Origin of the sequence: Thermomonas flagellata, from assembly GCF_022419185.1 — a bacterium.
GTDB classification, from domain to species: domain Bacteria; phylum Pseudomonadota; class Gammaproteobacteria; order Xanthomonadales; family Xanthomonadaceae; genus Thermomonas; species Thermomonas flagellata.
In genome coordinates this window covers 44,493-69,999 of the sequence record NZ_JAJOZK010000013.1, presented here as the reverse complement: position 1 = coordinate 69,999, position 25,507 = coordinate 44,493, and the positions used below count along the sequence as shown (strand labels likewise).

Annotated in this window: 28 protein-coding genes, 1 tRNA gene and 1 other RNA gene; 9 read left to right on the top strand and 21 right to left on the bottom strand. The window is 74.9% G+C overall.

The window, feature by feature from the left end; genetic code table 11:
- Positions 1-304, bottom strand: a 304-nt coding sequence (locus ML340_RS11635; RefSeq protein ID WP_275672725.1) for a sigma-E factor negative regulatory protein, incomplete at its 3' end; no start/stop codon positions are given.
- Positions 301-927, bottom strand: a complete 627-nt coding sequence (rpoE, locus tag ML340_RS11630) for an RNA polymerase sigma factor RpoE (RefSeq protein WP_240099820.1) — start codon at positions 925-927, stop codon at positions 301-303. The genes rpoE and ML340_RS11635, both read right to left, overlap by 4 nt.
- Positions 928-1,090: 163 nt before the next feature.
- Here rpoE and ML340_RS11625 point away from each other — a divergent pair, with 163 nt between their 5' ends.
- On the top strand, positions 1,091-3,178 hold the full coding sequence (locus ML340_RS11625) for a 3-hydroxyacyl-CoA dehydrogenase NAD-binding domain-containing protein (protein WP_240099818.1): 2,088 nt from the start codon (positions 1,091-1,093) through the stop codon (positions 3,176-3,178).
- Positions 3,179-3,220: 42 nt separating this feature from the next.
- On the opposite strand, the gene ML340_RS11620 is transcribed toward ML340_RS11625, so the two are convergent.
- The 13 genes from ML340_RS11620 to ML340_RS11560 form a co-directional block, all read right to left on the bottom strand.
- Positions 3,221-3,577, bottom strand: coding sequence for a PilZ domain-containing protein (locus tag ML340_RS11620; RefSeq protein WP_240099816.1), 357 nt, complete (start codon positions 3,575-3,577; stop codon positions 3,221-3,223).
- Between the two features lie 18 nt (positions 3,578-3,595).
- Positions 3,596-4,603, bottom strand: a complete 1,008-nt coding sequence (locus tag ML340_RS11615; RefSeq protein ID WP_240099814.1) for a DNA polymerase III subunit delta' — start codon at positions 4,601-4,603, stop codon at positions 3,596-3,598.
- On the bottom strand, positions 4,600-5,259 hold the full coding sequence (tmk, locus tag ML340_RS11610) for a dTMP kinase (protein ID WP_240099812.1): 660 nt from the start codon (positions 5,257-5,259) through the stop codon (positions 4,600-4,602). The genes ML340_RS11615 and tmk overlap by 4 nt, the downstream gene beginning before the upstream one ends.
- A complete protein-coding gene (gene mltG / locus ML340_RS11605) occupies positions 5,256-6,308 on the bottom strand; it encodes an endolytic transglycosylase MltG (protein WP_240099810.1) in 1,053 nt (350 codons plus the stop codon). Before mltG ends, tmk begins: the two co-directional genes overlap by 4 nt.
- Positions 6,305-7,114 carry an aminodeoxychorismate lyase gene (gene pabC / locus ML340_RS11600; RefSeq protein ID WP_240099808.1) on the bottom strand — a complete coding sequence of 270 codons (810 nt, stop codon included), beginning with the start codon at positions 7,112-7,114 and terminating at the stop codon, positions 6,305-6,307. Before pabC ends, mltG begins: the two co-directional genes overlap by 4 nt.
- Positions 7,115-7,128: 14 nt before the next feature.
- Positions 7,129-8,478, bottom strand: coding sequence for an aminodeoxychorismate synthase component I (locus ML340_RS11595; RefSeq protein ID WP_240099806.1), 1,350 nt, complete (start codon positions 8,476-8,478; stop codon positions 7,129-7,131).
- Between the two features lie 51 nt (positions 8,479-8,529).
- On the bottom strand, positions 8,530-9,768 hold the full coding sequence (gene fabF, locus ML340_RS11590) for a beta-ketoacyl-ACP synthase II (RefSeq protein ID WP_240099804.1): 1,239 nt from the start codon (positions 9,766-9,768) through the stop codon (positions 8,530-8,532).
- A 100-nt stretch (positions 9,769-9,868) separates the two neighbouring features.
- Positions 9,869-10,108 carry an acyl carrier protein gene (gene acpP, locus ML340_RS11585; protein WP_240099802.1) on the bottom strand — a complete coding sequence of 80 codons (240 nt, stop codon included), beginning with the start codon at positions 10,106-10,108 and terminating at the stop codon, positions 9,869-9,871.
- An 80-nt stretch (positions 10,109-10,188) separates the two neighbouring features.
- The gene (gene fabG / locus ML340_RS11580; protein ID WP_240099800.1) at positions 10,189-10,935 is read right to left on the bottom strand and encodes a 3-oxoacyl-ACP reductase FabG; all 747 of its coding nucleotides are present in this window, start codon (positions 10,933-10,935) and stop codon (positions 10,189-10,191) included.
- Complete coding sequence (gene fabD, locus ML340_RS11575; RefSeq protein ID WP_275672728.1) at positions 10,932-11,870, bottom strand: ACP S-malonyltransferase; 939 nt, start codon at positions 11,868-11,870, stop codon at positions 10,932-10,934. Before fabD ends, fabG begins: the two co-directional genes overlap by 4 nt.
- A 142-nt stretch (positions 11,871-12,012) precedes the next feature.
- Complete coding sequence (locus tag ML340_RS11570; protein ID WP_240099798.1) at positions 12,013-13,002, bottom strand: beta-ketoacyl-ACP synthase III; 990 nt, start codon at positions 13,000-13,002, stop codon at positions 12,013-12,015.
- A gap of 153 nt (positions 13,003-13,155) precedes the next feature.
- Entirely contained in the window at positions 13,156-13,350 is a 195-nt protein-coding gene (gene rpmF / locus ML340_RS11565; protein ID WP_240099796.1) for a 50S ribosomal protein L32, read from the bottom strand.
- A gap of 56 nt (positions 13,351-13,406) precedes the next feature.
- Positions 13,407-13,922: a YceD family protein gene (locus ML340_RS11560; protein WP_240099795.1), complete on the bottom strand. Its 516-nt coding sequence runs from the start codon at positions 13,920-13,922 to the stop codon at positions 13,407-13,409.
- A gap of 101 nt (positions 13,923-14,023) precedes the next feature.
- On the opposite strand from ML340_RS11560, the gene ML340_RS11555 reads away from it, so the two are divergent.
- Positions 14,024-14,410 carry a hypothetical protein gene (locus ML340_RS11555; RefSeq protein ID WP_240099793.1) on the top strand — a complete coding sequence of 129 codons (387 nt, stop codon included), beginning with the start codon at positions 14,024-14,026 and terminating at the stop codon, positions 14,408-14,410.
- Entirely contained in the window at positions 14,407-14,988 is a 582-nt protein-coding gene (locus ML340_RS11550; protein ID WP_240099791.1) for a Maf family protein, read from the top strand. The genes ML340_RS11555 and ML340_RS11550 overlap by 4 nt, the downstream gene beginning before the upstream one ends.
- Before the next feature lie 6 nt (positions 14,989-14,994).
- On the opposite strand, the gene ML340_RS11545 is transcribed toward ML340_RS11550, so the two are convergent.
- Positions 14,995-16,845: a glycosyltransferase family 39 protein gene (locus ML340_RS11545; protein WP_240099789.1), complete on the bottom strand. Its 1,851-nt coding sequence runs from the start codon at positions 16,843-16,845 to the stop codon at positions 14,995-14,997.
- Positions 16,846-16,895: 50 nt separating this feature from the next.
- Here ML340_RS11545 and ML340_RS11540 point away from each other — a divergent pair, with 50 nt between their 5' ends.
- The 4 genes from ML340_RS11540 to ML340_RS11525 are packed head-to-tail and all read left to right on the top strand — an operon-like array spanning position 16,896 to position 21,280.
- Positions 16,896-17,849, top strand: coding sequence for an AAA family ATPase (locus ML340_RS11540; RefSeq protein WP_240099787.1), 954 nt, complete (start codon positions 16,896-16,898; stop codon positions 17,847-17,849).
- Positions 17,850-17,860: 11 nt separating this feature from the next.
- Positions 17,861-18,820 (top strand): DUF58 domain-containing protein, encoded by a 960-nt coding sequence (locus tag ML340_RS11535; protein WP_240099785.1) that lies wholly within the window; start codon positions 17,861-17,863, stop codon positions 18,818-18,820.
- Positions 18,807-20,750 (top strand): transglutaminase TgpA family protein, encoded by a 1,944-nt coding sequence (locus ML340_RS11530; protein ID WP_240099783.1) that lies wholly within the window; start codon positions 18,807-18,809, stop codon positions 20,748-20,750. Before ML340_RS11535 ends, ML340_RS11530 begins: the two co-directional genes overlap by 14 nt.
- Positions 20,751-20,782: 32 nt before the next feature.
- The gene (locus ML340_RS11525) at positions 20,783-21,280 is read left to right on the top strand and encodes a Slp family lipoprotein (protein ID WP_240099781.1); all 498 of its coding nucleotides are present in this window, start codon (positions 20,783-20,785) and stop codon (positions 21,278-21,280) included.
- Between the two features lie 25 nt (positions 21,281-21,305).
- On the opposite strand, the gene ML340_RS11520 is transcribed toward ML340_RS11525, so the two are convergent.
- From ML340_RS11520 to dnaX, 4 genes are all read right to left on the bottom strand, one after another.
- Positions 21,306-21,659, bottom strand: coding sequence for a histidine triad nucleotide-binding protein (locus tag ML340_RS11520; RefSeq protein ID WP_240099779.1), 354 nt, complete (start codon positions 21,657-21,659; stop codon positions 21,306-21,308).
- A gap of 65 nt (positions 21,660-21,724) precedes the next feature.
- A complete protein-coding gene (gene recR / locus ML340_RS11515; protein WP_240099777.1) occupies positions 21,725-22,324 on the bottom strand; it encodes a recombination mediator RecR in 600 nt (199 codons plus the stop codon).
- A 52-nt stretch (positions 22,325-22,376) separates the two neighbouring features.
- Complete coding sequence (locus ML340_RS11510; protein ID WP_240099775.1) at positions 22,377-22,703, bottom strand: YbaB/EbfC family nucleoid-associated protein; 327 nt, start codon at positions 22,701-22,703, stop codon at positions 22,377-22,379.
- A gap of 36 nt (positions 22,704-22,739) precedes the next feature.
- A complete protein-coding gene (gene dnaX / locus ML340_RS11505; RefSeq protein WP_240099773.1) occupies positions 22,740-24,485 on the bottom strand; it encodes a DNA polymerase III subunit gamma/tau in 1,746 nt (581 codons plus the stop codon).
- A 92-nt stretch (positions 24,486-24,577) separates the two neighbouring features.
- Between dnaX and ML340_RS11500 the strand changes: the two genes are divergently transcribed.
- Together ML340_RS11500 and ffs are read left to right on the top strand one after the other, a co-directional pair.
- A tRNA-Ser gene (locus ML340_RS11500) sits at positions 24,578-24,670 on the top strand.
- Between the two features lie 57 nt (positions 24,671-24,727).
- An RNA gene (gene ffs, locus ML340_RS11495) (signal recognition particle sRNA small type) lies at positions 24,728-24,818 on the top strand.
- Between the two features lie 257 nt (positions 24,819-25,075).
- On the opposite strand, the gene ML340_RS11490 is transcribed toward ffs, so the two are convergent.
- The gene (locus ML340_RS11490) at positions 25,076-25,504 is read right to left on the bottom strand and encodes a molybdenum cofactor biosynthesis protein MoaE (protein WP_240099771.1); all 429 of its coding nucleotides are present in this window, start codon (positions 25,502-25,504) and stop codon (positions 25,076-25,078) included.
- Positions 25,505-25,507: the final 3 nt, after the last annotated feature.

Here is a 25,507-nt window from a genome sequence, read left to right as displayed (position 1 = left end):
CCCAGCGCCAGCCGGGCCGGCGCCGCACCGCCGCCGGCCGCGGCGCGCCCTGCACCGCGGCGGCCACCCGCGCGGCGAAGTCCGGCGGCAGCCGGTGCCCGGGCGCGCTGCCGCGCAGGGCCTCGCCGGCGATCCGCCAGCGCTCCCAGCAGGCCGCCAGCTCGGCATCGTGCTGCAGGCGGCGCAGCAGGAAGCGGGTCGCGTCGCGCGGCAGGGCGCCGTCCATCAGGGCCGAGAGCTGCTCGCGGCTGCTCAGCCGGGTGAGGTCGCTGCTGCGGTGGTCGGGGTCGTGGTCGTGGCTCATGCGGAACCTGCGTGTGCGCGCCGGCGGCGGTCGTCGTGCCCGAGCAGCGGCCGCAGGCGGGCGTCGATCGCCTCGCGCGCGCGGAAGATGCGCGAGCGCACGGTGCCCACCGGGCAGCCCATGCGTGCGGCGATCTCCTCGTAGCTCAGTCCTTCGACCTCGCGCAGGGTGATCGCCTCGCGCAGCTCGGGCGGCAGGGCTTCGACCGCGGCCAGCACGGTTTGTTCCAGCTCCTGGCGCAGCAGTTCACGCTCCGGGGTCGCGCCCTCGCGCAGCGACAGCGCGGATTCGAACTGCTCGGCGTCCTCCGGCTCGATGCCATCGGCGCTGGGCCGCCGCTGGCGCGCGACCAGGTGGTTCTTGGCGGCATTGACCGCGATCCGGTGCAGCCAGGTCGAGAACTGGGCATCGCCGCGGAAGCTGGCAATCGCCCGGTACGCGCGCACGAAGGTCTCCTGCGCCACGTCCTGCACCTCGTCCCAGTCGTGCACGTAGCGCGCGATCAGGCCGGCGACCTTGTGCTGGTACTTGCGCACCAAGAGGTCGAACGCGGCCAGATCGCCGCGCTGCACCCGCGCCACCAGCTCCCGGTCCAATGCCTGCGACACTCCATCCTCGGCCATGCGTGCCGGTGCCCCGTCTGCGGTGCCCGGCGGTCCGGGCGGTAGGACCATGATCGCGCGCCCAAGTTCCCCGCCGCGGGGCTCCGGCGGCGCCGGTTTGACGCGGATTCAAGTTGGCAGCCGCTAGGATACCGGCCCACCCTACCGTACCGGATGGACCCCGATGAGCGCTGCCGCCACCGCCCGCTTCGACGGCCTGACCCCGCGCCACTGGCGCATCGACGCCCGCGACGACGGCGTGCTGGTGCTGGCCTTCGACCGCGCCGACAGCACGGTCAACGCGTTCTCGCAGGACGCCCTGCTGGAGCTGTCGGCGCTGGTCGAGCGGATCGCGCTGGACCCGCCGCGCGGGGTGGTGTTCGCCTCGGCCAAGGCCTCCGGCTTCATCGCCGGGGCCGACCTCAAGGAATTCCAGGAGTACGACCGCCAGGGCACGGTCGAGGACGCCATCCGCCGCGGGCAGGGGGTGTTCCAGGCGATCGCCGAGCTGCCCTGCCCGACCGCCGTGGCGATCCACGGCTTCTGCATGGGCGGCGGCACCGAGCTGGCGCTCGCCTGCCGCTACCGCGCCGCCAGCGACGATCCAAGCACCCGGATCGGGCTGCCGGAGGTGCAGCTCGGCATCTTCCCCGGCTGGGGCGGCAGCGCGCGCCTGCCGCGCCTGGTCGGCGCGCCCGCGGCGATGGACATGATGCTGACCGGACGCGCGCTGTCGGCCCCGGCCGCGCGCGCGATCGGGCTGGTGGACCGGGTGGCGGCGCCGGCGGTGCTGCTGGATGCGGCCGCGGGCCTGGTCCTGCACGGCACCCGCCGGCCGCTGCGGCAGCGCCTGCTGGGCTGGCTCACGAACACCTGGCCGGCGCGCCGGCTGCTGGCGCCGCAGATGCGCAAGCAGGTCGCGCGCAAGGCGCCGAAGGCGTTCTACCCGGCACCCTGGGCGCTGATCGACACCTGGGAGCGCCACGGCGGCGGCGGCATCCAGGCGCGCCTGCACGCCGAGCGCCGCGCGGTGGTGGCGCTGGCCGCCACCCCGACCGCGCGCAATCTGATCCGCATCTACTTCCTGACCGAACGCCTGAAGGGGCTGGGCAAGGGCGATGCCGGCATCCGCCACGTGCACGTGGTCGGCGCCGGGGTGATGGGCGGCGACATCGCCGCCTGGGCCGCCTACAAGGGCTTCGCGGTAACCCTGCAGGACCGCGAGCAGCGCTTCATCGACCCGGCGATCGCGCGCGCGCGGGCGCTGTTCGAGAAGAAGGTGAAGGACCCGGGGCAGCGCGCCGCGGTGGCGGCGCGGCTGCAGCCCGACCTCGCCGGCTCGGGGGTGGCGCGCGCGGACCTGGTGATCGAGGCCATCATCGAGGACCCGCAGGCCAAGCGCGCGCTGTACCAGACGCTGGAACCACAGCTGCAGGCCGATGCGCTGCTGGCCAGCAACACCTCCTCGATCCCGCTGGACGAGCTGCGCGCGCCGCTGGCGCGCCCGGCCCAGTTCGCCGGCCTGCACTACTTCAACCCGGTCGCGCAGATGCCGCTGGTGGAGATCGTCCACCACGACGCGATGGCGCCCGAGACCGGCCGCCGGCTGGCGGCGTTCTGCAAGGCGCTCGGCAAGTTCCCGGTGCCGGTCGCCGGCAGCCCCGGGTTCCTGGTCAACCGGGTGCTGTTCCCGTACATGCTGGAGGCGGCCACCGCGTACGCCGAAGGCATCCCCGGGCGCGCGATCGACGAGGCGGCGACCCGCTTCGGCATGCCGATGGGCCCGATCGAGCTGCTCGACACCGTGGGCCTGGACGTGGCCGCCAGCGTCGGCCGCGAGCTGGCGCCGTTCCTCGGGCTGGAAGTGCCGGCCGCACTGGCCACGGTCACCCCGGGCAAGCGCGGCAAGAAGGACGGCGAGGGCCTGTACCGCTGGCAGGACGGCGAGCGCGGCCGGCGCGCGGTCAAGCCGGAGCTGCCGCCCGGCTACCAGGCGCCGGAGGACCTGCAGGACCGCCTGATCCTGCCGCTGCTCAACGAGGCGGTGGCCTGCCTGCACGATGGCGTGGTGGCGGATGCCGACCTGCTGGATGCCGGGGTGATTTTCGGCACCGGCTTCGCGCCGTTCCGCGGCGGCCCGATCCAGCACATCCGTACGGTCGGCGCCGATGCGCTGCGGGCCCGCCTTGAGGCCCTGCAGGCCAAGTACGGCGCGCGCTTCGCCCCGCGCCCGGGCTGGGAGGCGGCGACCCTGCGCCAGCCGCCGGCGTGAGCGGCGGGGTGCGCCGGCCGCGGCGCGCCCGCGCGACGGCGGCTACATCGTCTGCGTGGGCTGGTCGGCAGTGAGGATGCCGGCCAGCAGGGCCTCGATCTTGCTGCGCACCGACTCGCCCTCGCCGCCCTCGGCGAACTGCACGCCGACCCCGGCGATGCGCCCGCCCTGGGCGCCGCTGGGAGTGATCCACACCACCTTGCCGGCGACCGGCAGGCGCTCGGAGGACTCCGGCAGGGTCAGCACCAGGAACACTTCGTCGCCGAGGAAGTAGCGCTTGTTGGTCGGCACGAAGATCGCCCCGTGGCGGATGTAGGGCATGTACGCGTTGTACAGCGCGGCCTTGTCCTTCAGGGACAGCGACAGGATGCCCTGGCGGGCGGCGCCTGCAATGCTCATGCGCGGATCCTCTCTCCTTCAGGTCCAGGCCGCCAGGGCCTCGGTGAGCGCCAGTTCCGCGCGCAGGGTACTGCGCAGGGCCTCGCGCGCGCGGTTGGCGGCGTCGAATCGCGCCGCCAGCGTGCGGATTCCGGCCGGATCGGTCAAGCCCGCGGCCTGCGCGCGCGCCAGTTCGGCCAGATGCCAGAGGCGCTCTTCGGCGCGGCCGTCGCCGGCCCAGCGCCAGGCCAGCGCCGCCGGCCCGACCCGCCCCTGCTGCAGGGCCTCGGCATCGCGCGCGACCTCGCGGCGCAGGGCCAGGCCGTCGCCGGCCAGCCACGCCGCGGCCAGGCCCGGATGCCCGCGCGCGGCCTCCAGTGCCTCTGTGGCCGCAGCCGCCGCATGCCCCTGCGCCCGCAGCCAGGCCAGGGACTCGGCGCGCGCCGGCTGCGCCAGATCCAGGCGCTGGCAGCGGCTGCGGATGGTGGCCGGCAGGCGCGCCGACTCCGCCGCCAGCAGCCACAGGTAACGCCCGGGCAGCGGCTCCTCGAGGGTCTTCAGCAGCGCGTTCCAGGCGCTCCAGTTGACTGCGTCGGCCGGATCCACGATCACCACCTGGGCCCGTCCGAGTTGCGCGGTCAGTCCCAGTTTCTCGCCGATCGCGCGGACCTGCTCGATCACGATTTCCGCGCGCGGCTTGCCGGTGCTCGGTGCCAGTTCATGGCCGAGCAGCAGCAGGTCCGGATGCGGGCTCAGCCCCCACGGATGCGCCAGACTCCCGTCCGGCCGCAGCGGCGGCGGATCCGGCTGCGCGCGCACCGCGAACAGACGGCAGCTCTTGCAGGTGCCGCAGGCCGCCCCGCCCGCGCCCGGTGCCTGGCACAGCACGCGCTGCGCCAAATGCTCGGCAAGCAGGCGCTTGCCGCTGCGGGCCGCGCCGACGATCAGGGTGGCGTGCCCGAAACGGCCGCCGGCCAGCGCCTCGCCGGCCTGTGCGAGGGTGCGCTGCTGCCAGGGGGCCAGCGGCGGCAGGCCGGACCCGCTCATGCGCCCTGCGCCCGGTAGGCGGCCAGCGCCCGCAGCGCCGCCGCGGCGACCTCCGCCGGGGCGACGCTGGCGTCCAGCACCCGCACCCGCTCCGGCGCCTGCGCCGCGCGCTGCAGGAAGCCGGCGCGCACGCGCTCGAAGAACTCGTCGCGCTCGCGTTCGATCCGGTCCGGGCCCGCGCCGTCCAGCAGGTCGCGGCCGCGGGTGCGCGCGCGCGCATCCGCGACGCCGAGGTCCAGCAGCAGGGTCAGGCCGGGCTCGATCCCGACCACCTGCCGCTCCAACTCCGCGATGAAGCCGGTGTCCATGCCGCGCGCCACGCCCTGGTAGGCATAGCTGGAATCGGTGAAGCGGTCGCTGACCACCCAGGCGCCGCGCGCCAGCGCCGGCAGCACCACCTGCTGTACGTGCTGCGCACGCGCGGCGAACATCAGCAGCAGTTCGGTGTGCGCATGCACCGGTTCGTCGCCGTGCGCGAGCAGCAGGTCGCGGATGCGTTCGGCCAGCGGCGTGCCGCCCGGCTCGCGGGTGCTGACCACCTCGTAGCCATCGGCCAGCAGCGCCGCGCGCAGGGCGTGCAGCACGGTGCTCTTGCCGGCGCCCTCGCCGCCCTCCAGGGTCAGCAGGCGCGGTTCGCGGCGCAGCCCGGCGCTCACCGCGGGGCCGTCCCCGGCGCGGCGGCCTGGCGCTGCGCGCGCAGCCGCTGCAGGTAGGCGCCCACCGCGGCGTTGTGCTCGTCCAGGCTGCGGCTGAACACGTGGCGGCCGCTGCCGTCGCCGACCGCCACGAAGTACAGCGCATCGCCGTCCGCCGGGTGCGTGGCCGCCTGCAGCGCGGCCTTGCCCGGCATCGCGATCGGGGTCGGCGGCAGGCCCTCGCGGGTGTAGGTGTTGTAGGGCGTGTCGGTCACCAGATCGACCCGGCGCAGGTTGCCGGTGTAGCGCTCGCCCAGGCCGTAGATCACGGTGGGGTCGGTCTGCAGGCGCATCCCGGCCTGCAGCCGGCGCACGAACACGCCGGCGATGCGCGGGCGCTCGTCGGCCACGCCGGTCTCCTTCTCCACGATCGAGGCCAGCACCAGCGCCTCGTCCGCGCTGCGCAGCGGCAGGCCGGGCGCGCGCGCCTGCCACGCCGCGGCCAGCGCCTTGTCCATCGCCGCATAGGCACGCCGCAGCAGGTCGAGGTCGGAATCGCCGCGCACCCAGGCATAGGTCTCCGGCAGGAAGCGCCCTTCCGGATGCTGGCCCGGATGCCCGAGCGCGGCCATCAGCGCGGCATCGTCCATCCCGGCGGCCTCATGCCGCAGCAGCGGCACCTTGGCCAGCGCGGCGCGCAGGTCGCGGATGTTCCAGCCTTCGACGATGGTGAACATGCGCCGCAGCACCTTGCCGTCGCGCATCGCCGAGAGCAGCGCGCGCGGAGTGGTGCCCGGCGGCAGCGCGTACTCGCCGGCCTGCAGCCGCCCGGCGGCACCGGTCTGGCGCGCCAGCAGCTGCCAGTACAGCGGCGGTCCGACCGCGACGCCCTGCGCGCGCAGAGTGCGCAGGATCGCCGGCAGGCTGTCCCCGCGCGCCACCACCAGGCTGGCATCCGCGCCGATCCCGGCCAGCGGGGTGTCGGCGAAGCGCTGGTAGCGCTGCCACTGCCAGCCCAGCAGCGCCAGCAACAACACCACGAGCAGCAGCAGGCCGCGGCGGAGGCTCATGGGCGGGCCTGCCCGGGAACGGAAAACATCGGATACGCCATCGCCAGTCGTGCCTGCAGGTCGGTGGTGGCCGGATGCGCGCGCCAGCGGCGCGCGCCCAGCGTCGCGACCGGCAGGATACCGCGCACCGCGTTGCACAGGACCAGCGCCTCGGCGGACGCCACCTCCTCCATCGACAGCACCGCCTCCTCCAGCAGCCCCTGTTCCAGCAGCCAGCCGCGCAGCACGCCGGCCACGCCGCAACGTGCGACCGGCGGCGTCCACCAGCGCCCCTCACGCCGCACCAGCAGGTTCGCCGAGGTGGCGCACACCGGGCGCCCGTCGGGGTCGCACAGCAGGCCTTCGTCGCCGCCGGCGCGCTCCACCTCGGCGCGCGCCAGCACCTGCTCCAGCCGGTTGCAGTGCTTGATCCCGGCCAGCGCCGGCTGGAGCGCCAGGCGGGTCTGGCAGGGATGCAGGCGCAGAGCCGCGGGAGTCGCCGGCAGCGGATGCAGCGCCAGCATCCAGGTCGGCGGCGCAGCGGCCGGCGGCGCATAGCCGCGGCCGCCTTCGCCGCGGGTCAGCAGCAGCTTGAGCACGCCGGCCTCGACGCCCGCGCTCAGCTCGGCCATCCGGGCCTCGATGAATGCCGGCTCCGGCAGCGCGATGCCGAGCCGGGCCGCGCCCTCGCGCAGGCGCGCCAGATGCCGCGGCCACAGCGGCGCCTCGCCGCGGTGCACGCGCAGGGTTTCGAACAGGCCGTCGCCGTAATTCAGCCCGCGGTTGGACAGCGACACCCCGTCCACGCGCTCGCATCCGACGAACACCGCCCCGGCCCGCATCACGCCACCCCCAACGCGTGCAGCATACCGCGCGCCTTTGCCCGGGTTTCGTCCAGCTCGCGCTGCGGGTCGGAGTCGATCACGATGCCGGCGCCGGTGCGCAAGCGCAGCAGCTCGCCCTCGACCTCCGCGCTGCGGATCAGGATGTTGAGGTCGAGGTCGCCGTCATGGCCCAGCCAACCGAACGCGCCGGTGTAGGCGCCGCGGCCGGTGCCCTCCAGCTCGGCGATGATCTGCATGCAACGCACCTTCGGGCATCCGGTAATCGTGCCGCCGGGGAACACCGCGGCGATCGCCTGCCCCGGGGTCACGCCGGCGCGCAGCGCGCCGCGCACGTTGCTGACGATGTGGTGGACATGGGCGTAGCTCTCCACCGTCATCAGCTCGTCCACCCGCACGCTGCCGGGCGCGCACACGCGGCCGAGGTCGTTGCGCTCGAGGTCGATCAGCATCACGTGCTCGGCGCGTTCCTTGGGATGCCCGGCCAGCTCGCGGATGCGTGCCGCGTCGTCGTCGCCCGGGAAGCGCGCGCGGGTTCCGGCGATCGGGCGGGTCTGCGCCACGCCGTCGCGCAGCGACAGCAGCCGCTCCGGCGAGGCACTGACCACGCTGCCCCACGGGCTGCGGAAGATGCCGGCGAACGGCGCGGGGTTGTGCGCGCGCAGGCGGGCGAACAGCGCCGCCGGATCCAGCGCCTGCGCGAACCGCGCGCGCCAGCCGCGCGACAGGTTCACCTGGAACACATCGCCGGCGGCCAGGTACTCCCGCACGCGCGCCACGCCCTCGAGGTAGCGCTGCGGCGGATCCTCGTCGATGGCGATCGGCGGTGCCCACGCCGGCAGCGGCGGCAGCGCGCGGGCACGTTCGGCATCGGCGGCGATGCGCGGCAGCCACGCTTCGGCACCCGCCTCCGCCACCGCGATGCAATCGCCATTGGCGCGATCACGCAGCAGCGCCGCCGGGCAGCGCAGCGCGAGCGCGACCGGCAGGCCGCCGTCCGCCACCGGCAGCCGCAGCACCGGTTCCACCTGCTGCGCCAGTTCGTAGCCCAGCAGCAGCGCCCAGCCGCCGCGGAACGGCCACGTACCGTCACGGGGCGCGCCGTCGGCGGCGGCGCGCCAGTGCGCATCCAGCACGTCGAGGAACGCGCCGGCCAGCGGCGCACCGGCGAGCGTGCGCACCACGCCGTCGCGGTGCAGGGCGAAGCCCTCGCCGGCGTGCGCCAGCAGCAGGTCGAAGCGGCCGAGCGGGCCGCCGCTGCTGGACTCCAGCAACACCGGGTAGCGCGCCGGATCGCACCGGTGCAGCGCGAGCAGGTCGGTCTGCGCGGGCAGGACGCGTGCGGTCATCGGCGGGCGGCCCCTACCGGCCCCGCCCGGCGCCGCGGGCGGGCGCGGCCATCAGATCCGCCGGAACACCAGGGTGCCGTTGGTGCCGCCGAACCCGAAGCCGTTGGAGATCGCCACGTCGATGCGCGCCTCGCGCGCCACGTTCGGCACGTAGTCGAGGTCGCAGCCCTCGCCCGGGCGGTCGAGGTTGATGGTCGGCGGGATGATCCCGGTCTCCAACGCCTTGACCGTGTAGATCGCCTCCACCCCGCCGGCCGCGCCGAGCAGATGGCCGGTCATCGACTTGGTCGAGCTGACCATGGTCTTGTAGGCGTGCTCGCCCAGCGCGCGCTTGATCGCCAGCGTCTCCGCCACGTCGCCCAGCGGGGTGCTGGTGCCGTGCGCATTGACGTAGCCGACCTGCTCCGGGCGGATGCCGGCATCGCGGAACGCGGCCGCCATGCAGCGCGCCGGGCCTTCGCCGTTCTCGCTCGGCGCGGTCATGTGGAAGGCGTCGGAGGACGCCCCGAACCCGGCCAGCTCGCAGTAGATGCGCGCGCCGCGGGCGCGGGCGTGTTCGTACTCCTCCAGCACCAGGATGCCGGCGCCGTCGCTGAGCACGAAGCCGTCGCGGTCGGCGTCCCACGGACGCGAGGCGCGCGCGGGATCGTCGTTGCGGGTGCTCATCGCCTTCATCGCGCAGAAGCCGGCCATCGAGGTCGGCGAACTGCCGCGCTCGGCGCCGCCGGCGACCATCACGTCGGCATCGCCGTACTGGATCATGCGCATCGCCATCCCGATCGAGTGGTTCGAGGTGGCGCAGGCGGACACCGCGGAGAAATTCGGGCCCTTGATCCCGGTCAGCAGCGACACCTGCCCGGGCAGCATGTTGATGATGGTGCTGGGCACGTAGAACGGGCTGACCTTGCGCACCCCGCCTTCGTGCAGCTTGAGGGTGGTCTCCTCGATCCCCCAGATGCCGCCGATCCCGGAGCCGATCAGGGCGCCGATCCGCTCGGCATTGGCCTCGGTCACCTCCAGCCCGGCGTCCTGCATCGCCATCAGCGCGGCGGCCACCCCGTAGTGCAGGAAGTGGTCCATCCGCTTGAGCTCCTTCGGGCTGATCCAGCGGCTGGGGTCGAAGTCGCGGATCTCGCCCGCGATCCGGGTCGGATAGGTGCTGGCGTCGAAGCCGGTGACCGGGCCGATCCCGGAGCGGCCGTTGACGATCGCGTCCCAGTTGCTAGCCAGGTCATGGCCGAGCGGGGAGACGATGCCCATCCCGGTGACGACGACGCGGCGCTTCGACATGGCGGCTCCTGGCGGAAAACGGGGCGGTGGCGGGTGGCGGGGGGACGCAAACGGCAGGGGCCGCATGCGCGGCCCCCGGGGTGCGGCCGGCGGGCGCCGGTCACTCCTTGACGTGGGCCTTGATGTAGTCGATCGCCTGCTGCACCGAGGTGATCTTCTCGGCTTCCTCGTCCGGGATCTCGCACTCGAACTCCTCCTCAAGCGCCATCACCAGTTCCACGGTGTCCAGCGAGTCCGCGCCGAGGTCGTCCACGAACGACGCGCTGTTGGTCACGTCCTCCTCCTTGACGCCCAGCTGTTCCACCACGATCTTCTTGACGCGCTCTTCGATGCTGCTCATGTCTGCAGGCTCCTCCCGGAGTGGGGTTTTCGATGGGTAAGTGTACGTGAAAGCCGGCGGCGGCAAGTGCCGGCACGGGGTCAGGCCATGTACATGCCGCCGTTGACGTGCAGGGTCTCGCCGGTGATGTAGCCGGCGCCCGGCCCGGCCAGGAACGCCACCGCCTGGGCGACGTCCTCCGGGGTGCCGAGCCGGCCGAGGGCGATCTGCGCCAGCATCGCCTCCTTCGCCGCCTCCGGCAGGTCGGCGGTCATGTCGGTGGCGATGAAGCCGGGCGCGACCACGTTGACCGTGATCCCGCGCGAGCCGACTTCCTTGGCCAGCGACTTGCTGAAGGCGATGATGCCGGCCTTGGCTGCCGCGTAGTTGGCCTGTCCGGCGTTGCCGGTGACGCCGATCACCGAGGCGATGTTGACGATGCGGCCGCGGCGCGCCTTCATCATGCCGCGCAGCACCGCCTTGCTGGCGCGGTAGACGCTGGTCAGGTTGGTGTCGAGGATGGCCTGCCAGTCCTCGTCCTTCATCCGCAGCAGCAGGGTGTCGCGGGTGATGCCGGCGTTGTTGACCAGGATCGAGATGCCGCCGAACTCCGACGTCACCGCCTCCACCAGCGCCTCGATCGCGCCCGGCTCGGTCACGTCCAGGCGGCGGCCGTGGCCGCCGCGCGCGGCCAGGCGCTGGCCGATCGCCTGCGCGCCGGCGTCCGAGGTGGCGGTGCCGACCACGGTCGCGCCCTGCGCGGCCAACAGGTCCGCGATCGCCGCGCCGATCCCGCGCGAGGCGCCGGTGACCAGCGCGACCTCGCCCTTCAGTACCTGCTCGCTCATGCCTTCCAGTCCTCGATGGCGCCGGCGAACTCCGCCGGGGTGCCCAACGCGCGCGCGTCGAGCGCTTTGTCGATGCGCTTGATGAGGCCGGTCAGGACCTTGCCCGGGCCGCATTCGCCGATCCGGGTGACGCCGCGCGCGGCCAGCGCCTGCACGCAAGCGGTCCACTGCACCGGCTGGTAGAGCTGGCGCACCAGCGCGTCGCGGATGGCCACGATGCCCTCATGCACGCGCGCGTCCACGTTCTGCACCACCGGCAGCGCCGGCGCCCGCCAGTCCAGCCCGGCCATGGTCTCGGCCAGCCGGTTCGCGGCCTCGCGCATCAGCGGGGTGTGCGACGGCACGCTCACGGCGAGCCGGACCGCCTTGCGCACGCCCTGCTGCTGCAGCCGCGCCAGCGCGCGGTCCACCGCCGCGGCGTCGCCGCCGATCACGATCTGGCCGGGCGCGTTGTAGTTGGCCGGCACCACCACCTGCGCGCCGGCCGCCTCGGCGCAGGCAGCCTCGACCTGGGCGTCCTCGGCCCCGAGCACGGCCGCCATCGCCCCGCTGCCGGCCGGCGCGGCGTCCTGCATCAGCTGGCCGCGGATGCGCACCAGGTGCGCGCCGTCGCGCAGCGACAGCGCACCGGCGGCGACCAGCGCGGTGTATTCGCCCAGGCTGTGCCCGGCCAACACGGCCGGCTCCGGTCCGCCCTCGGCCTGCCACAGGCGCCAGACCGCGATGCCCGCCGCCAGCAGGGCCGGCTGGGTGTATTCGGTGCGGCCGAGCATTTCCTCTGGCCCGCCCTGCGCCAGCGCCCACAGGTCCACGCCGGCGCCGTCGGAGGCCTCCTCGAACGTGGCCTTGACCGCCGGGTGCAGCTCCGACAGCTCGGCCAGCATGCCGACTGACTGCGAGCCCTGGCCGGGAAACACGAACGCGAGCGATGGCAGGGGATGAGGGGAAGTCACGCGATCACCGGGACGGCGGGCGGCCTGCCCGCAGGGGCGGGCATGATACGAGCAAATGCTCTAGCGCGTCTGTACCGGGGCGTATGCCGGCGCGGGCGCCGCGCCCTGCCCGCCTGCCCCGGGTTCAGTAGCGCAGCAGCGCCGAGCCCCAGGTGAAGCCGCCGCCGAAGGCCTCCAGCAGCAGCAGCTGGCCGCGCTGGATGCGGCCGTCGCGCACGGCCAGGTCGAGCGCCAGCGGCACCGAGGCGGCCGAGGTGTTGCCGTGCTTGTCGACCGTGACCACCACCCGCTCCATCGGCATGTCCAGGCGCTTGGCAGTGGCCTCGATGATGCGCAGGTTGGCCTGGTGCGGCACCAGCCAGTCCAATTCGTGGCGATCCAGGTCGTTGGCCGCGAGCGCCTCCTCGACCACCGCGTCCAGGGCCTTGACCGCATGCTTGAACACCTCGTTGCCGGTCATCAGCACGCGCACGCCGGCGTTGGGCTCCTGCGGGCGGAACCCGGCGGAGACGCCGACCGGGTTCCACAGCAGTTCCTTCTTGCCGCCGTCGGCGTGCAGGTGGGTGCTGAGGATGCCGGTCTCGGCATCGGCCTTGAGCACCACGGCACCGGCGCCATCGCCGAACAGCACGCAGGTCGCGCGGTCGTTCCAGTCGAGCATCCGGGTCAGGGTCTCGGCCCCGACCACCAGCGCGGTGCGCGCGGCGCCGGCGCGGATGAACTTGTCGGCGGTCGCCAGCGCGTAGATGAAACCGGAGCAGGCCGCGTTCACGTCGAACGCCGGGCAGCCCTCCGCACCCAGCTTGTGCTGCAGCAGGCAGGCCGCGGACGGGAAGATCAGGTCGGGGGTGGTGGTGCCGACCACGATCAGGTCGAGGTCCTGCGGCGCCACCGCGGCGGCCTCCAGCGCGCGGCGCGCGGCCTGCAGCGCCATGTCCGAGGTGGTCTCGCCGTCCGCGGCGACGTGGCGCTGGCGGATACCGGTGCGGGTCGCGATCCACTCGTCGCTGGTGTCGACCATCCGCGCCAGGTCGTCGTTGCTCAGCACCTTCTGCGGCAGGTAGCTGCCGGTGCCGGCGATGCGGGCGAATGGGCGGCCTTCGGCTGAGGACATGCGGGGAGACTCCGGGCAGGTGCGGACGCGCGGGGCGGACGGGAACGGCCACGATACACCGGCCGCCGCCCGCGCCAGCGCAGAAACGCTGCCGGCCGCGCAAGGCGCGGCCGGGGGAACGTCAGCGGGCGCGAGCCGGGTGCGGCGCGCGGCTCACTCTTCGTCGACGACCCGGGTCTTGGGCGTGATGACCTGCTTGCCGCGGTAGTAGCCGTCGGCGGTCACGTGGTGGCGCAGGTGGATCTCGCCGCTGGTCGGGTCGGTCGCCAACTGCTTGGCGGACAGGGCGTCGTGCATGCGGCGCATGCCACGGCGGGACGGGGTGACGCGGGACTTCTGGACGGCCATGGATGTGACTCCGGAAACGAAACGGGGGTGCGACGCTCAGCGCGACATTGTCGCACTTATTCCTTCTTCCAGCCTGCCAGCGCCGCGAACGGGCTGGTGCGGGCGGTCTCCTCCGCGGACGGGCCGAACGTGCGTTCCACCACCTCCGCGTCGGGCGCCACCGGCACCACCGGCAACGCCAGGATCAACTCGTCCTCGACCAGGTCGGCCAGCCGCAGCTGGCCGTCGGCCGGCACCAGCAGCGGCTCGTGACCGGGCGGCAAGGCGGCTTCGCCGGCCTCGTCGCGCAGCAGCCCCAGCGCCAGCTCCAGCCGCACCGGCAGCTCGAACCGGCGCAGGCTGCGCTGGCAGGTCAGCGGCAGCGCGGCCTCGACTTGCAGGCGCACCTCCGGCGCGCCTGCCGGACCGGTGCCGAAACGGGCCACGTAGCGCACCGTGCCCTGCGGATCGCACAGGCTCCCGCGCAGACGTGCCAGGTCAGCCAGCGCCAGCGTGCCCTCGAAACAGCGACCGGCGGCCACCATCCGCCAGGCATCCACGGCATCGGGTGCGCGGCGGGAGGTCTCGGACATAAGGGGCGGAAGGATAGGCAGCCCACCCCTCCCTGTCAATGCGCGTGAGTCACCGGGATCGGCGCGTTGCCGCGGCGCCGGGGCTGGCGCAGACTGCGGCGATGAACGCAGGAAGCCTCGCATGGGCCGCGCTCGCGGCGGTGGTGCTGCTGGCCGCGGCCTGGGTGGGCGGCCGCGGGCTGCGCCGCGCGCGCGCGCGCGGCATGGCCATCCGCGGCGTGCTGGATGCCGCCGACCGGCTGGAGGCCCGCCTGCGCAGCGCGCGCGACGAGATCGAGGCGGTCGCCGGCAGCGAGGAGAACCCGGTGCGCGGCGCGATGCGCGACCTGCTGCGGCAGCGGCTGTGGCTGCAGGAACACGCGCAGGACGCCAGCCTGGCGCAGTTGGAGGCGGTGCGCGACGCACTGGAGTCCGCCAGCGGCCGCCTCGAGTTCCAGCTGCAGCGGGTGCGCCGCGCGCGTGCCGCCGCGGAGGCCGGCCCGGCATGAGCGCGTCGCTGGTGCTGGCCTCGACCTCGGCCTACCGGCGCGCGCTGCTGGCGCGGCTCGGCCTGCCGTTCACGGTGGAGCGGCCCGAGGTGGACGAAACCCCGGCGCCGGGCGAAGCCCCGCCGGCGCTGGCGCTGCGCCTGGGGCGGGCGAAGGCGCATGCGGTCGCGCAGCGGCTGGGCGGCGACACCTGGGCGATCGGTTCCGACCAGGTCGCGGACCTCGACGGCGCGCCGCTCGGCAAGCCCGGCGGGCGCGCCGCGGCGATCGCCCAGTTGCAGCGGATGCGCGGGCGCACGCTGCGCTTCCACACCAGCCTGGTGCTGGCCCATGCCGACGGGCGCCAGTACGAGGCCTGCGACCTCACCTGCGTGCACCTGCGCGCGCTGACGGATGCGGAGATCGCGCGCTACGTGGACGCCGAGCGCCCGTACGACTGCGCCGGCAGCTTCAAGTCCGAGGGCCTGGGCATCGCGCTGTTCGAGGCGATCGACAGCCATGACCCGACCGCCCTGGTCGGGCTGCCGCTGATCGCCACCGCGCGGCTGCTGCGCGCGGCCGGCTTCGCCCTGCCCTGAGGGGCGTCAGCGCACCTGCAGCGGTTGCGCCGGCCAGTCCTCCACGCTGCCGTCGCGCCCGTGCAGGCGCAGGCCGAGCCAGTGGCGGCCGGGCGGCACGCCGGCCAGCTCCGCGTGGAAGCGCACCCGCGGCTGCTGCGGGTCGGTGCTGATCCGCCAGAACCCGGCGATCCCCGGATCCGGCTCGCCGTAGGCGGCGCGCGCCCACGGGCGGCCATCCAACAGGATCTCCACCGCGCGCAGGCCGACCCCGTCCTTGAACGCCCAGCCGCGCACGGTGAACGCCGGCGCGACCTGCGCCCCGGCCGCGGGCGCGTCGATAAACGCCAGCGCCGGGGTGGTGCAGGCCGCCGCGCCGGCGTCCGGCAGCGGCCCGGCCGGCAGCGCGAACAGCAGGAAGCGCCGCCGGCCGTGGTCCACGCTCACCACTTGCGGCGGCGGCAGCGGGCCGACCTGCGCGCACAGGCGGTGGTAGTAGGCCAGCAGTTGGCGCGGCTCGACGCTGCCCGGATCCACCACCAGCAGCCAGGGCCCGGACCCAGGCCGCCGCGGCTGCAGCAGCCCCCACAGCGCCAGCTGCGGCGCGCGCCCGTGCTTGCGGTTGAGCGGATGCTCGAGCACCGGCAGGTCGGGATCGCCGAGCGCGAAGCCGAGCTCGGCGCCGAGCTTGAAATCCCCGGCCAGCACCCGGGTCCCGGCCGGCAGCGTGCGCAGGCGCGCCTGGACCGCCTGCGCCAGCGCCCGCCAGCCGGCGAAATTGGTCGGGTGGAAATTGAAGCGCGCGGTCTCCGCGCGCAGCGGCGGACTGGCCGCCAGCGCGTAGTAGCCCAGCACCAGCGCCAGTCCGGCAGCCGTGCTCGCCCACAGCAAGGCGCGCCAGAACCTCGGCCAGCCGGCCAGCACCGCCGGCACCAGCGGCAGCAGCGCGACCACGCCCGGCAGCGGCCAGTGGAAGCTGACCCGCTCGCGGTCGGCCACGAACGCCAGCAGCACGAAGCCGAGCACCAGGCCCGCGCCCCACAGCGCCAGCAGGCGCGGCCCCGGGCGCGGGTCGCGCACACCGCGCCAGGCCACCAGCGCCAGCGCGACCAGCAGCAGCGGGGTGATCGGCAGCAGCTGCCACAGCGCCAGCCGCAGCCCGGCCGCGGCCGCGAACTGCCACGGGTGGCGGTCGACCAGCTGGAAGCGCAGCCCGGCCTCGGCATGCTGCAGGTTCCAGCCCAGCAGCGGCAGCCAGGCCAGCGCGCCGAGCGCGATCGCCAGCCACACCAGCGGCGCGCGCAGCAGTGCACGCCCCTGCCGCACCAGCAGCAGCCCGAGCAGGCCGACCGCGAGCACCGCGCCGAAGCGGTAGTGGGTCAGCCCGCCCAGCACCAGCCCCAGCGCCAGTTCGGCGGCGGCCGCGGGCGTGACCCGCCGCAGCAGGCGCAGCGCGGCGTCCAGGCACAGCAGGCTGGCCAGCAGCAGCGGTACGTCCGGCAGCGCCAGCAGGCCGAGGCTGCCGGCCAGCGGCAGCAGCAGGGCGAGGCTGCCCGCCTGCCAGCCGGCGCGCGCACCGGCCTCGCGCCGCGCGATCACCACCACCAGCCCCGGCAGCGCCAGCGCGATCAGCAGGAACGGCAGGCGCAGCGCGAACACGCTGCCCGGCGCCAGCACATCCCCGATCCGGGTCAGCCAGGCGGTCAGCCCCGGCAGGTCGGAATAGGCCCAGGCCGGATGCCGGCCCTCCTGCCAGTAGAACGCCTCGTCCACGAACAGCGGCAGGCGCGCGGCCAGCCAGACGCGCAGTGCGGCGGAGGCGACCCATAGGGCCCAGAACGCGCGTCGCGCGGATCGGATCGCGGCCTGCTCCGGCATCTTCGGGGGTCCTCGCTACACTGGGCAACCGCTTCCACCGGATCGGACCCGTGCCCGCCAAGACCGCCGCTGCCGCCGCGATCCTACCCGATGCCCTGCGTGCGGCGCTCGCCGCCGCGCAGGCGCAGGTCAACACCCTGGTGCTGGGCAAGCCGCTGCAGGTGCGGCTGGCGTTCGTGGCGCTGCTGGCCGGCGGCCACCTGCTGCTGGAGGACCTGCCGGGGCTGGGCAAGACCACCCTCGCCCACGCCCTGGCGCGCACGCTCGGGCTGGACTTCGCGCGCGTGCAGTTCACCTCCGACCTGCTGCCGGCGGACGTGCTCGGGGTCTCGGTGTACGACGCGCGCAGCGGTCGCTTCGAGTTCCACCGCGGCCCGGTGTTCACCCAGGTGCTGCTGGCCGACGAGATCAACCGCGCGCCGCCGCGCACCCAGAGCGCGCTGCTGGAGGCGATGGCCGAGCACCAGGTCAGCCTGGACGGCACCACCCATCCGCTGCCGGATCCGTTCCTGGTGATCGCCACCCAGAACCCGGTGGACCTGGCCGGCACCTATCCGCTGCCGGACTCGCAGCTCGACCGCTTCCTGCTGCGGATGGCGCTCGGCTACCCGGACGCGCAGGCCGAACGCGCCCTGCTGGCCGGGCGCGACCGCCGCGACCTGATCGCGGACGCGCCGGCCCGGCTGGATGCGGACGCGGTGCGCGCGCTGCGTACGGCCGCCGCCGAGGTGCACGCCAGCGAGGCGCTGCTGGCCTACGTGCAGGCCCTGCTGGCGCGCAGCCGGCAGCAGCCGGGCGTGCGGGTCGGGCTGTCGCCGCGCGCCGGCCTCGCGCTGCTGCGCGCGGCGCGCGCGCATGCGCTGCTGCTCGGGCGCACGCACGTGCTGCCGGAGGACGTGCAGGCACTGTTCCCGGCGGTCGCCGAGCACCGCCTGGTGGCCGAGGCGGACGTCGCGCCGGCGGCGCTGGCGCGCCAGATCCTGCACGCGGTCGCGGTGGACTGACGGGGCCAGGCATGCGGCCCGCGCGCTGGCTCCAGCGGTTCGCCCGCCCGCGCGGGCCGGAGCCGCTGCCGGTGCGGCTGGACCGGCGCCGGGTGTACGTGCTGCCGACCCGCAGCGGGCTGTTCTTCGCCCTGCTGCTGGCGGTGATGGGCCTGGGCGCGCTCAACTACAACAACAACCCGGCCCTGCTGCTGGCGCTGCTGCTGGCCGGGGCCGCGCATTCGAGCCTGCTGTATGCGCACCTGCAGCTGTCCGGGCTGGTGGTGGAGGCCATCGCCGCCGAGCCGGTGCCCGCCGGCCAGCCGCTGCCGCTGCGGGTCGCGCTGGCCAGCGGCGATGCGCGCGTGCGCCGCGGCCTGCAGCTGGCGGTCGAGGGCGCGCCGCCGGTGTACGCCGAGGTCCTGCCCGAGCGCGGCGGCAGCGCGCTGCTGCGGCTGCCGACCCGGCGGCGCGGCCTGCTGGCCCTGCCGCGGATCACCCTCGCCACGGTCCAGCCGCTCGGGCTGGCGCGCGCCTGGGCCTATGTCTGGCCGGCGCAGTCGGTGCTGGTATATCCGGCCCCGGAGGCGCCGCCGCCGCCGCTGCCGGCCACCACCGGCGCGGACGGCCGCGCGCGCCCGCAGCGCAGCGGCGACGAGCCGCACCACCTGCGCGACTACCAGCCCGGCGACGCCCCGCGCACGGTGGCGTGGAAGGCCTCCGCGCGGCGCGGCCAGCTGCTGGTGCGGCAGTACGAGCAGGCGCAGGCGCGCCAGCTGCGGCTGGCATGGGAGATGACCGCCGGACTGGGGCACGAGCAGCGCATCCAGCGCCTGGCCGCGTGGGTCGAGCAGGCCGAACGCGAGGGACGCCACTACGCCCTGGAACTGCCCGGGCAGGCAGCGATCCCCGCCGGACACGGGCCGCAGCAGCGCCACCGCTGCCTGCGCGCGCTGGCGCTGCTGCCGGGAGGCGGCGATGGCCGCGCCTAGCCCACCGCTCGGCCCGCGCGCGCACCGCCGGGTGCTGCTGGCGGCCGCCGCCTGCCTGCTGCCGCTGCTGCTGCAGTTGCCGCCGCTGCTGGGGTTCGGCTTCGGCGGGCTGGCGCTCGCGGTCGCCGCGGCGAGCTGGCGCCGCCCGTTGCCCGGCCCGCTGCGGCTGCTGCTCGGGCTCTTGGTGATCGCCGCGGTCGCGCTGGTGTTGCCGGGGCTGGGCCGCGATTCGGCCAGCGCGGTGCTGGCCGGGATGCTGGCGGTGAAGTCGGCGGAGACCCACCGCCTGCGCGACGGCCGCAGCCTGCTCGGGTTCGCCCTGTTCGCGCCGTTCGCCACCTTCCTGCTCGACCAGGGGCCGCTCAGCCTGGCGCTGGGGCTGCTCGCGCTGGGCCTGGCCGTGCTGGCGCTGCAGCAGCTGGCCGCCGACGAGGCCGGGCTGGCGGCGCCGACGCTGCCGGTGGAGCTTCGCGCGGCGCTGCGGCTCGTGCTGCTCGGGCTGCCGCTGGCGCTGGCGGCGTTCTGGCTGTTCCCGCGCCTGCCGGCCCCGCTGTGGGGCCTGCCGGAACGCAGCAGCGCGCGCCCCGGGCTGTCGGACAGCATGAGCCCCGGCCAGTGGCAGCGGCTGCTCAACGACGACCGCCCGGCGGCGCGGGTGCGCTTCGCCGGGGCCGAGCCCGCGCGCGACCAGCTGTACTGGCGCGGGCCGGTGCTGTGGGACTTCGACGGCCGCACCTGGCGCACGCTGCAGGGCAGCATCGCCGAACCTGCGACCCCGCTGCGGGCCGGCGCACCGCGCTATGCCTACGTGCTCGAACTGGAGCCGACCGAACGCCACGACCTCATCGCCCTCGACCTGCCGCTGCAGGCGCCGCCCGGCGCGCGCCTGCAGCTGGGCCGCGTGCTGCGCAGCGAGCTGCCGCTGGATGCGGTCAGCCGCTGGACGCTGCAGTCCGCGCCGCCCGGCAGCTTCGTGCAGTCGCTGCCACCCGGCCTGCGCGCGCAGGCGCTGCAGCTGCCGGCCGGCTACAACCCGCGCACGCTCGCCCTCGGCCGCCAGTGGCGGCGCGAGGCCGGGCAGGATGCGGACGGCCGCGCCGACGCGGCGATCGTGGCGCGCGCGCTGGCGATGATCCACCGCGACTTCGCCTACACCCTGGACGTGCCCCTGGCCGGCCGCAACGAGGTGGACGACTTCCTGTTCGACCGCCGCGCCGGCTACTGCGAGCACTTCAGCTCCGCGTTCGCGGTGCTGATGCGCGCCGCCGGCATCCCGACCCGGGTGGTGACCGGCTATGCCGGCGGCTACCGCAACCCGCTCGGCGACTACTGGCTGCTGCGCTATTCCGATGCCCACGCCTGGAACGAGGTCTGGCTGCCGCGGCGCGGCTGGGTGCGGGTGGACCCGACCGCGGCGGTGGCCCCCGAGCGGGTGTTCGATACCCTCGCCGACCGCCAGCCCGGGCGTTTGGGCGGCTTCGCCGGGCTGGCGCCGGTGTTCGACCTCGGCGACTGGCTGCGGCGTGGCTGGAACGACTGGCTGCTCGGCTTCGACGCGCAGCGCCAGCAGGGCCTGCTGGCCTGGGCGGGCGTGCGGCGGCTCTCCCCGGACGCGCTGATCGCGCTGTTCGGCGCGTTGGCCGCCGCCGCGATCGCCGGCATGGCATGGTGGCTGGCGCGCGGCGAGCGCGTGCGCGATCCGCTGCTGCGTGCCTGGCACCGGCTGGAGCGGCGCTACCGCCGGCGCGGCCTCGGCCGCGCCGCGCACGAGCCGGCGCAGGCCTGGGCCGCGCGGGTCGGCGCCGACGTGCCTGCGGCCGGACAGGACCTGCGCACGCTCAGCCGGCGTTTCTCCGACGCACGCTACGCTCCGAGCGACCCCGAGGCCGTGCCGCGCCTGCTGCGCGACCTCGACGCGCATCGGCCATGATCCGCACCACCACCGCAGCCCTGGGAGTCGCCATGTACCGCCCGTCGCCCGCCCGCCTCGCCCTCGCCGGCCTCGCCCTCGCCCTGCTCGCCGGCTGCACCACCCTGCCCAAGCCCCTGCAGGGCAACTACGCGCCGTTGACCGCGCACCAGGCGGTCGAGGGCGACCACATCGGCGCGCAGGTGCGCTGGGGCGGCCGCATCATCCGCACCGAACCGGGCCCGGACCGCACCTGCTTCGAGGTCATCTCCACCCGGCTGGACGCCGATGGCCGCCCGCAGTGGGCCAGCGATGACACCTGGGGCCGCTTCATCGCCTGCCGCCCGGGCTTCTACGACCCGGCGCTGTTCGAACCCAAACGCGAGGTCACCTTCACCGGCCGCATCGACGGCTACGAGGAGCGCCGGATCGACGGCTACACCTACCGCTTCCCGCGGCTGGCGGCCGACGTGGTCTACCTGTGGCCGCCGCGCGAGCGGGTGCGGGTGGTGACCCGCCCGGCGCCGTGGCCCTGGTGGGGCTGGTGGTGAGCGCCGCCTGAGCGCGCGCCCGGCCTCAGCGGCCGGGCACGCCGAAGTGGCCGAGCGGCGCCCCGGCCAGCAGGTGCAGGTGGATCTGGAACACCGTCTGCCCGGCGTCGTGGTTGCAGTTCATCACGATCCGGTAGCCGGACTCGGCGAAGCCCTGCGCCTTGGCGTAGCGCGCGGCGGCGGTCGCCAGCCGGCCGATCACGATCGCGTCCTCCTCCGGCACGTCGTTGAGGGTGGCATAGTCGCGCTTGGGCACGAACAGCACGTGCACCGGGGCCTGCGGGGCGATGTCGCGGAACGCGATCAGGTGCTCGTCCTCGTACACGATGTCGGCGGGCAACTCGCGCCGCAGGATCTTGTGGAAGATGGTGTCGGGCATGGGTGCGCGGCCGGAAGGGCGGGAGACGGGACCGGAGTGTAGGCCAGCCCGTCCCCCCGCTGTACTCACTCCTGCATCTCGCTGCGGCTGCCGAAGGCGTGCGAGAGGGTGCCGCGGTCCACGTATTCCAGCTCGCCGCCCAGCGGCACGCCGTGCGCCAGCCGGGTCGGGCGCACGCCGTGCTGGCGCGCCAGCTGCGCCAGGTAGTGCGCGGTGGCCTCGCCCTCGACCGTGGGGTTGGTGGCGATGATCAGCTCGCGCACCTTGCCTTCCTGCAACCGCCGGGCCAGCAGGTCCAGCCCCAGTTCGCGCGGACCGAGGCCGTCCAGCGGGCTCAGCCGGCCCTGCAGCACGAAGTACAGCCCGCGGTAGCCGGTGGCCTGCTCGATCGCGAGGCGGTCGGCCGGGGTCTCCACCACGCACAGCAGGTGTACGTCGCGCGCGGGGCTGGCGCAGGTCGCGCACAGGGCGTCCTCGCTGAAGTCGCGGCAGCGCGGGCAGTGCCCGATCCGCTCCATCGCCGCGGCCAGCACTGCCGCCAGCCGGCGGCCGCCGTCGCGCTGGCGCTCAAGCAGGTGGTAGGCCATGCGCTGCGCGGACTTCTGGCCGACCCCGGGCAGCACGCGCAGGGCCTCGATCAGCTGGTCGAGCAGGCCGGCGCTCATGCGCGCCGCCCGCCCTGCGCACCCCTCGGGGACACCGCGCGCGGCCTCCGGCTCAGAACAGGCCCGGCAGCTTCATGCCCGGCGGCAGCGGCAGCCCGGCCGTGGCGGCGGCCAGCTTCTCCTGGCTCACGGCGTGGATCTTGTTCACGGCGTCGTTGAACGCGGCCGCCAGCAGGTCCTCGAGCATCTCCGTATCCGCCAGCGCGGCCGGGTCGATGCGCACCTTGCGGCAGTCCATGCGCCCGCCGACGGTCACGCTGACCAGCCCGCCGCCGGCGTTGCCGGTGGCCTCCAGCGCGGCCACTTCCTCCTGCGCGCGCTGCATGTTTTCCTGCATTTTCTGCGCCTGCTGCATCAGCTGGGCGATGTTTCCACGCATGTCGTATCTCCTCGGGGGCCGGCGGCGCCGGCCGGATCAGGGGTCGAGCGGGCGGATCGAGTCGGGCAGGATCCGCGCGCCGTGCTCCTGCACCAGTTGCAGGATCGCCGGGTCGGCCGGGAACGCGCGCTCGGCCTCGGCCTGGCGGGCATCGCGGGTGCGCGCGGCGCGCGCCTGCGCGGTGTCGCCGGGGTTGGTGAGCTCGTAGCGGACCTGCAGCGGCCCGCCCAGCCGCTGCGCCAGCGCGTCCTCCAGTTGCTGCACCAGCTTGGACGAGTGCAGGTGCTCCTGCTCGGGCGCCAGCGCCAGGCGCAGGGTATCGTCGCGGTGGCCGAGGAAGCCGGAGTTCTCGGCCAGCATCCGCGCCGGGCCGCGCAGCAGGCCTTCCTCGGCCAGCGTGGCGACCAGCCCCAGCCAATGCTCGCTGTCGGTCACCAGCTGCGGCGGCGCGGCGGCCGCCGGCAGGCGCGCGGGCCTGCCGGGCGCGGCACCCCCTGTCGTAGCGACGGCGACCGCGTCCACGGCACCCGCCGCGGCGGGTACCGGCGTGGGCCGCGCCGGGCCGGGCACGCGGGCCGGTGCCGGCGACGCCGGTTCGGCCAGGCTCGCGCGCACCGCGGCGGCCGCCTGCGCGCGCGCGCTGCCAGCGGCGCTGGCGGACGCGGCCGTCGGCCGCCCGGGGGACGGCGCGGCCTGGATCGCCCCGTCCGGGCGGAAGGCCAGCATCCGCAGCAGGGTCATCTCGAAGCCGGAGCGCGGCGACGGCGCGTGCGGCAGGTCGCGCCGCCCGTGCAGTGCCATCTGGTACCACAGCTGCACCAGCTCCGGGGCCAGGCGCGCGGCCAGCGCGGCGAGCGCGGCGCCGTCCTCCGGCCGCGCCACCGCGGGCACCAGCTGCTGCACCTGGATCCGGTGCAGGGCCTCGCCCAGCGCATCCAGAATCCGCGCCCAGTCCGGCGAAAACCCGGCCAGCGCCTCGACTTCGCCCAGCAGGCGCGCGCCGTCGCCGTCGGCCAGCGCCTCCAGCAGCGCCTGCACCCGGCTGCGGTCGACCGTGCCCAACATCGCCGCCACGCTCGCCCCGTCCAGCCGGCCGCCGGCATAGGCGATCGCCTGGTCCAGCAGCGACAGCGCATCGCGCAGGCTGCCGTCGGCGGCGCGCGCCAGCTGCGCGATGGCATCCTCGTCCGCGGCGATCGCCTCGGCCGCGAGGATCTTGCGCAGCTGGCCTCCGATCTGCGCCTCGTCCAGGCGCTTGAGGTTGAACTGCAGGCAGCGGCTGAGCACCGTGACCAGCAGCTTCTCCGGATCGGTGGTGGCGAACAGGAACTTGACGTGCGCCGGCGGCTCCTCCAGCGTCTTCAGCAGCGCGTTGAAGGCCGGCTTGGAGAGCATGTGCACTTCGTCGATCAGGTACACCTTGTACTTGCCGCGGCTGGGCATGTACTGGGCGTTCTCGATCAGCTCGCGCACGTTGTCCACGCCGGTGTTGGAGGCGGCGTCGATCTCCAGCAGGTCGATGTAGCGGCCGGCGTCGATCGCCCGGCAGGTCTCGCACTCGCCGCAGGGGTCGGCCGACGTGCCGCGCTCGCAGTTCAGGCTCTTGGCGAAGATGCGCGCGATGGTGGTCTTGCCGACCCCGCGGGTGCCGGTGAACAGGAACGCGTGGTGGATGCGGCCGGTCTCCAGCGCGTTGGTCAGCGCGCGCACCACGTGTTCCTGGCCGACCAGCTCGGCGAAACGCTTGGGGCGCCACTTGCGGGCGAGCACGAGGTAGGACATGCCGGCATTGTGGCATGCGCCGCCCCTGCGGCGCGGCCCCGCCCGGCCGCGCTTGAGCCGCTCGCCCGACGGCCGCTACAATGCTGCGTTCCGGAGAGGTGTCCGAGTGGTTGAAGGAGCACGCCTGGAAAGTGTGTAGGCGGCTAAACCCCGCCTCGGGGGTTCGAATCCCCCTCTCTCCGCCAGATCCACGCGATGCAGTTCCCGGGCCGCGCAGCGCGCGGCCCGCGTCCATGGTGGCCCCGTCGGCCCCTCGCGACGCTAGGTCGAAAACCCCGCCAGGGCCGGAAGGCAGCAACGGTATCGACTGACGCGGGCGCCGAGGCCAGCCGGCGGGGCCGCCGCCTTTTCCGGCCTGCCGCGGCGGCTTCGGCACCGGACCGTGGCGGCAGCCGCGGGGCGCCGCGCCGGTGCCGTGGCCCGGCCGCAGGCCGCAACGGCAACAACTGCCGCGGACGCCGCCCGGCCGGCGGCCTCCATGGCGGCCGCCGCTGGCCGTACCGCGCAGACCCGCCGGCGGCGACCACGTTGGACGATCCGCCGGCCGCGGTGGTGCATGCGCGCGCGGCCGCGGCGTTACCGGCCGCCGCTCAGCGCGGCGCCGGCTCCGGATGCAGCCAGCCGGCGTCACCCTCGCGGTAGTGCTCGTGCTTCCAGATCGGCACCCGCGCCTTGACCTCGTCGATGATCCAGCGGCAGGCCGCGAATGCGGCGTCGCGGTGGGCGGCGGACACCCCGACCCAGACCGCGAGGTCGCCGATCGCCAGCTCGCCGATCCGGTGCACGCACGCCGCCTCGATCACGTCGAAGCGCGCCAGCGCCTCGGCGAGGATCGCCTCGCCTTCGTGCGCGGCCAGCTCCGCATAGGCTTCGTAGCGCAGGCCGCGCACGCCGCGGCCGTCGTTGTGATCGCGCACCCAGCCTTCGAAGCTGGCGCAGGCGCCGGCGCGCGGGTCGCGCAGGCGCGCGGCCAGCGCGGGGATGTCGAGGGGCTGCGCGGACAGGGCGAAGCGGGCCATGGC

What these genes read in the sequence shown, in the direction of transcription:
- ML340_RS11615 (WP_240099814.1), bottom strand. Translation starts at nt 4,603, where the DNA reads ATGAGCGGGTCCGGCCTGCCGCCGCTGGCCCCCTGGCAGCAGCGCACC.
- acpP (WP_240099802.1), bottom strand. Translation starts at nt 10,108, where the DNA reads ATGAGCAGCATCGAAGAGCGCGTCAAGAAGATCGTGGTGGAACAGCTG.
- dnaX (WP_240099773.1), bottom strand. Translation starts at nt 24,485, where the DNA reads ATGTCCTACCTCGTGCTCGCCCGCAAGTGGCGCCCCAAGCGTTTCGCC.
- ML340_RS11625 (WP_240099818.1), top strand. Translation starts at nt 1,091, where the DNA reads ATGAGCGCTGCCGCCACCGCCCGCTTCGACGGCCTGACCCCGCGCCAC.
- rpmF (WP_240099796.1), bottom strand. Translation starts at nt 13,350, where the DNA reads ATGGCCGTCCAGAAGTCCCGCGTCACCCCGTCCCGCCGTGGCATGCGC.
- ML340_RS11535 (WP_240099785.1), top strand. Translation starts at nt 17,861, where the DNA reads ATGCGGCCCGCGCGCTGGCTCCAGCGGTTCGCCCGCCCGCGCGGGCCG.
- mltG (WP_240099810.1), bottom strand. Translation starts at nt 6,308, where the DNA reads ATGAGCCTCCGCCGCGGCCTGCTGCTGCTCGTGGTGTTGTTGCTGGCG.
- fabF (WP_240099804.1), bottom strand. Translation starts at nt 9,768, where the DNA reads ATGTCGAAGCGCCGCGTCGTCGTCACCGGGATGGGCATCGTCTCCCCG.
- ML340_RS11595 (WP_240099806.1), bottom strand. Translation starts at nt 8,478, where the DNA reads ATGACCGCACGCGTCCTGCCCGCGCAGACCGACCTGCTCGCGCTGCAC.
- ML340_RS11530 (WP_240099783.1), top strand. Translation starts at nt 18,807, where the DNA reads ATGGCCGCGCCTAGCCCACCGCTCGGCCCGCGCGCGCACCGCCGGGTG.
- ML340_RS11550 (WP_240099791.1), top strand. Translation starts at nt 14,407, where the DNA reads ATGAGCGCGTCGCTGGTGCTGGCCTCGACCTCGGCCTACCGGCGCGCG.
- ML340_RS11555 (WP_240099793.1), top strand. Translation starts at nt 14,024, where the DNA reads ATGAACGCAGGAAGCCTCGCATGGGCCGCGCTCGCGGCGGTGGTGCTG.
- ML340_RS11570 (WP_240099798.1), bottom strand. Translation starts at nt 13,002, where the DNA reads ATGTCCTCAGCCGAAGGCCGCCCATTCGCCCGCATCGCCGGCACCGGC.
- ML340_RS11520 (WP_240099779.1), bottom strand. Translation starts at nt 21,659, where the DNA reads ATGCCCGACACCATCTTCCACAAGATCCTGCGGCGCGAGTTGCCCGCC.
- rpoE (WP_240099820.1), bottom strand. Translation starts at nt 927, where the DNA reads ATGGCCGAGGATGGAGTGTCGCAGGCATTGGACCGGGAGCTGGTGGCG.
- ML340_RS11490 (WP_240099771.1), bottom strand. Translation starts at nt 25,504, where the DNA reads ATGGCCCGCTTCGCCCTGTCCGCGCAGCCCCTCGACATCCCCGCGCTG.
- recR (WP_240099777.1), bottom strand. Translation starts at nt 22,324, where the DNA reads ATGAGCGCCGGCCTGCTCGACCAGCTGATCGAGGCCCTGCGCGTGCTG.
- ML340_RS11620 (WP_240099816.1), bottom strand. Translation starts at nt 3,577, where the DNA reads ATGAGCATTGCAGGCGCCGCCCGCCAGGGCATCCTGTCGCTGTCCCTG.
- ML340_RS11525 (WP_240099781.1), top strand. Translation starts at nt 20,783, where the DNA reads ATGTACCGCCCGTCGCCCGCCCGCCTCGCCCTCGCCGGCCTCGCCCTC.
- ML340_RS11510 (WP_240099775.1), bottom strand. Translation starts at nt 22,703, where the DNA reads ATGCGTGGAAACATCGCCCAGCTGATGCAGCAGGCGCAGAAAATGCAG.
- fabG (WP_240099800.1), bottom strand. Translation starts at nt 10,935, where the DNA reads ATGAGCGAGCAGGTACTGAAGGGCGAGGTCGCGCTGGTCACCGGCGCC.
- ML340_RS11560 (WP_240099795.1), bottom strand. Translation starts at nt 13,922, where the DNA reads ATGTCCGAGACCTCCCGCCGCGCACCCGATGCCGTGGATGCCTGGCGG.
- ML340_RS11545 (WP_240099789.1), bottom strand. Translation starts at nt 16,845, where the DNA reads ATGCCGGAGCAGGCCGCGATCCGATCCGCGCGACGCGCGTTCTGGGCC.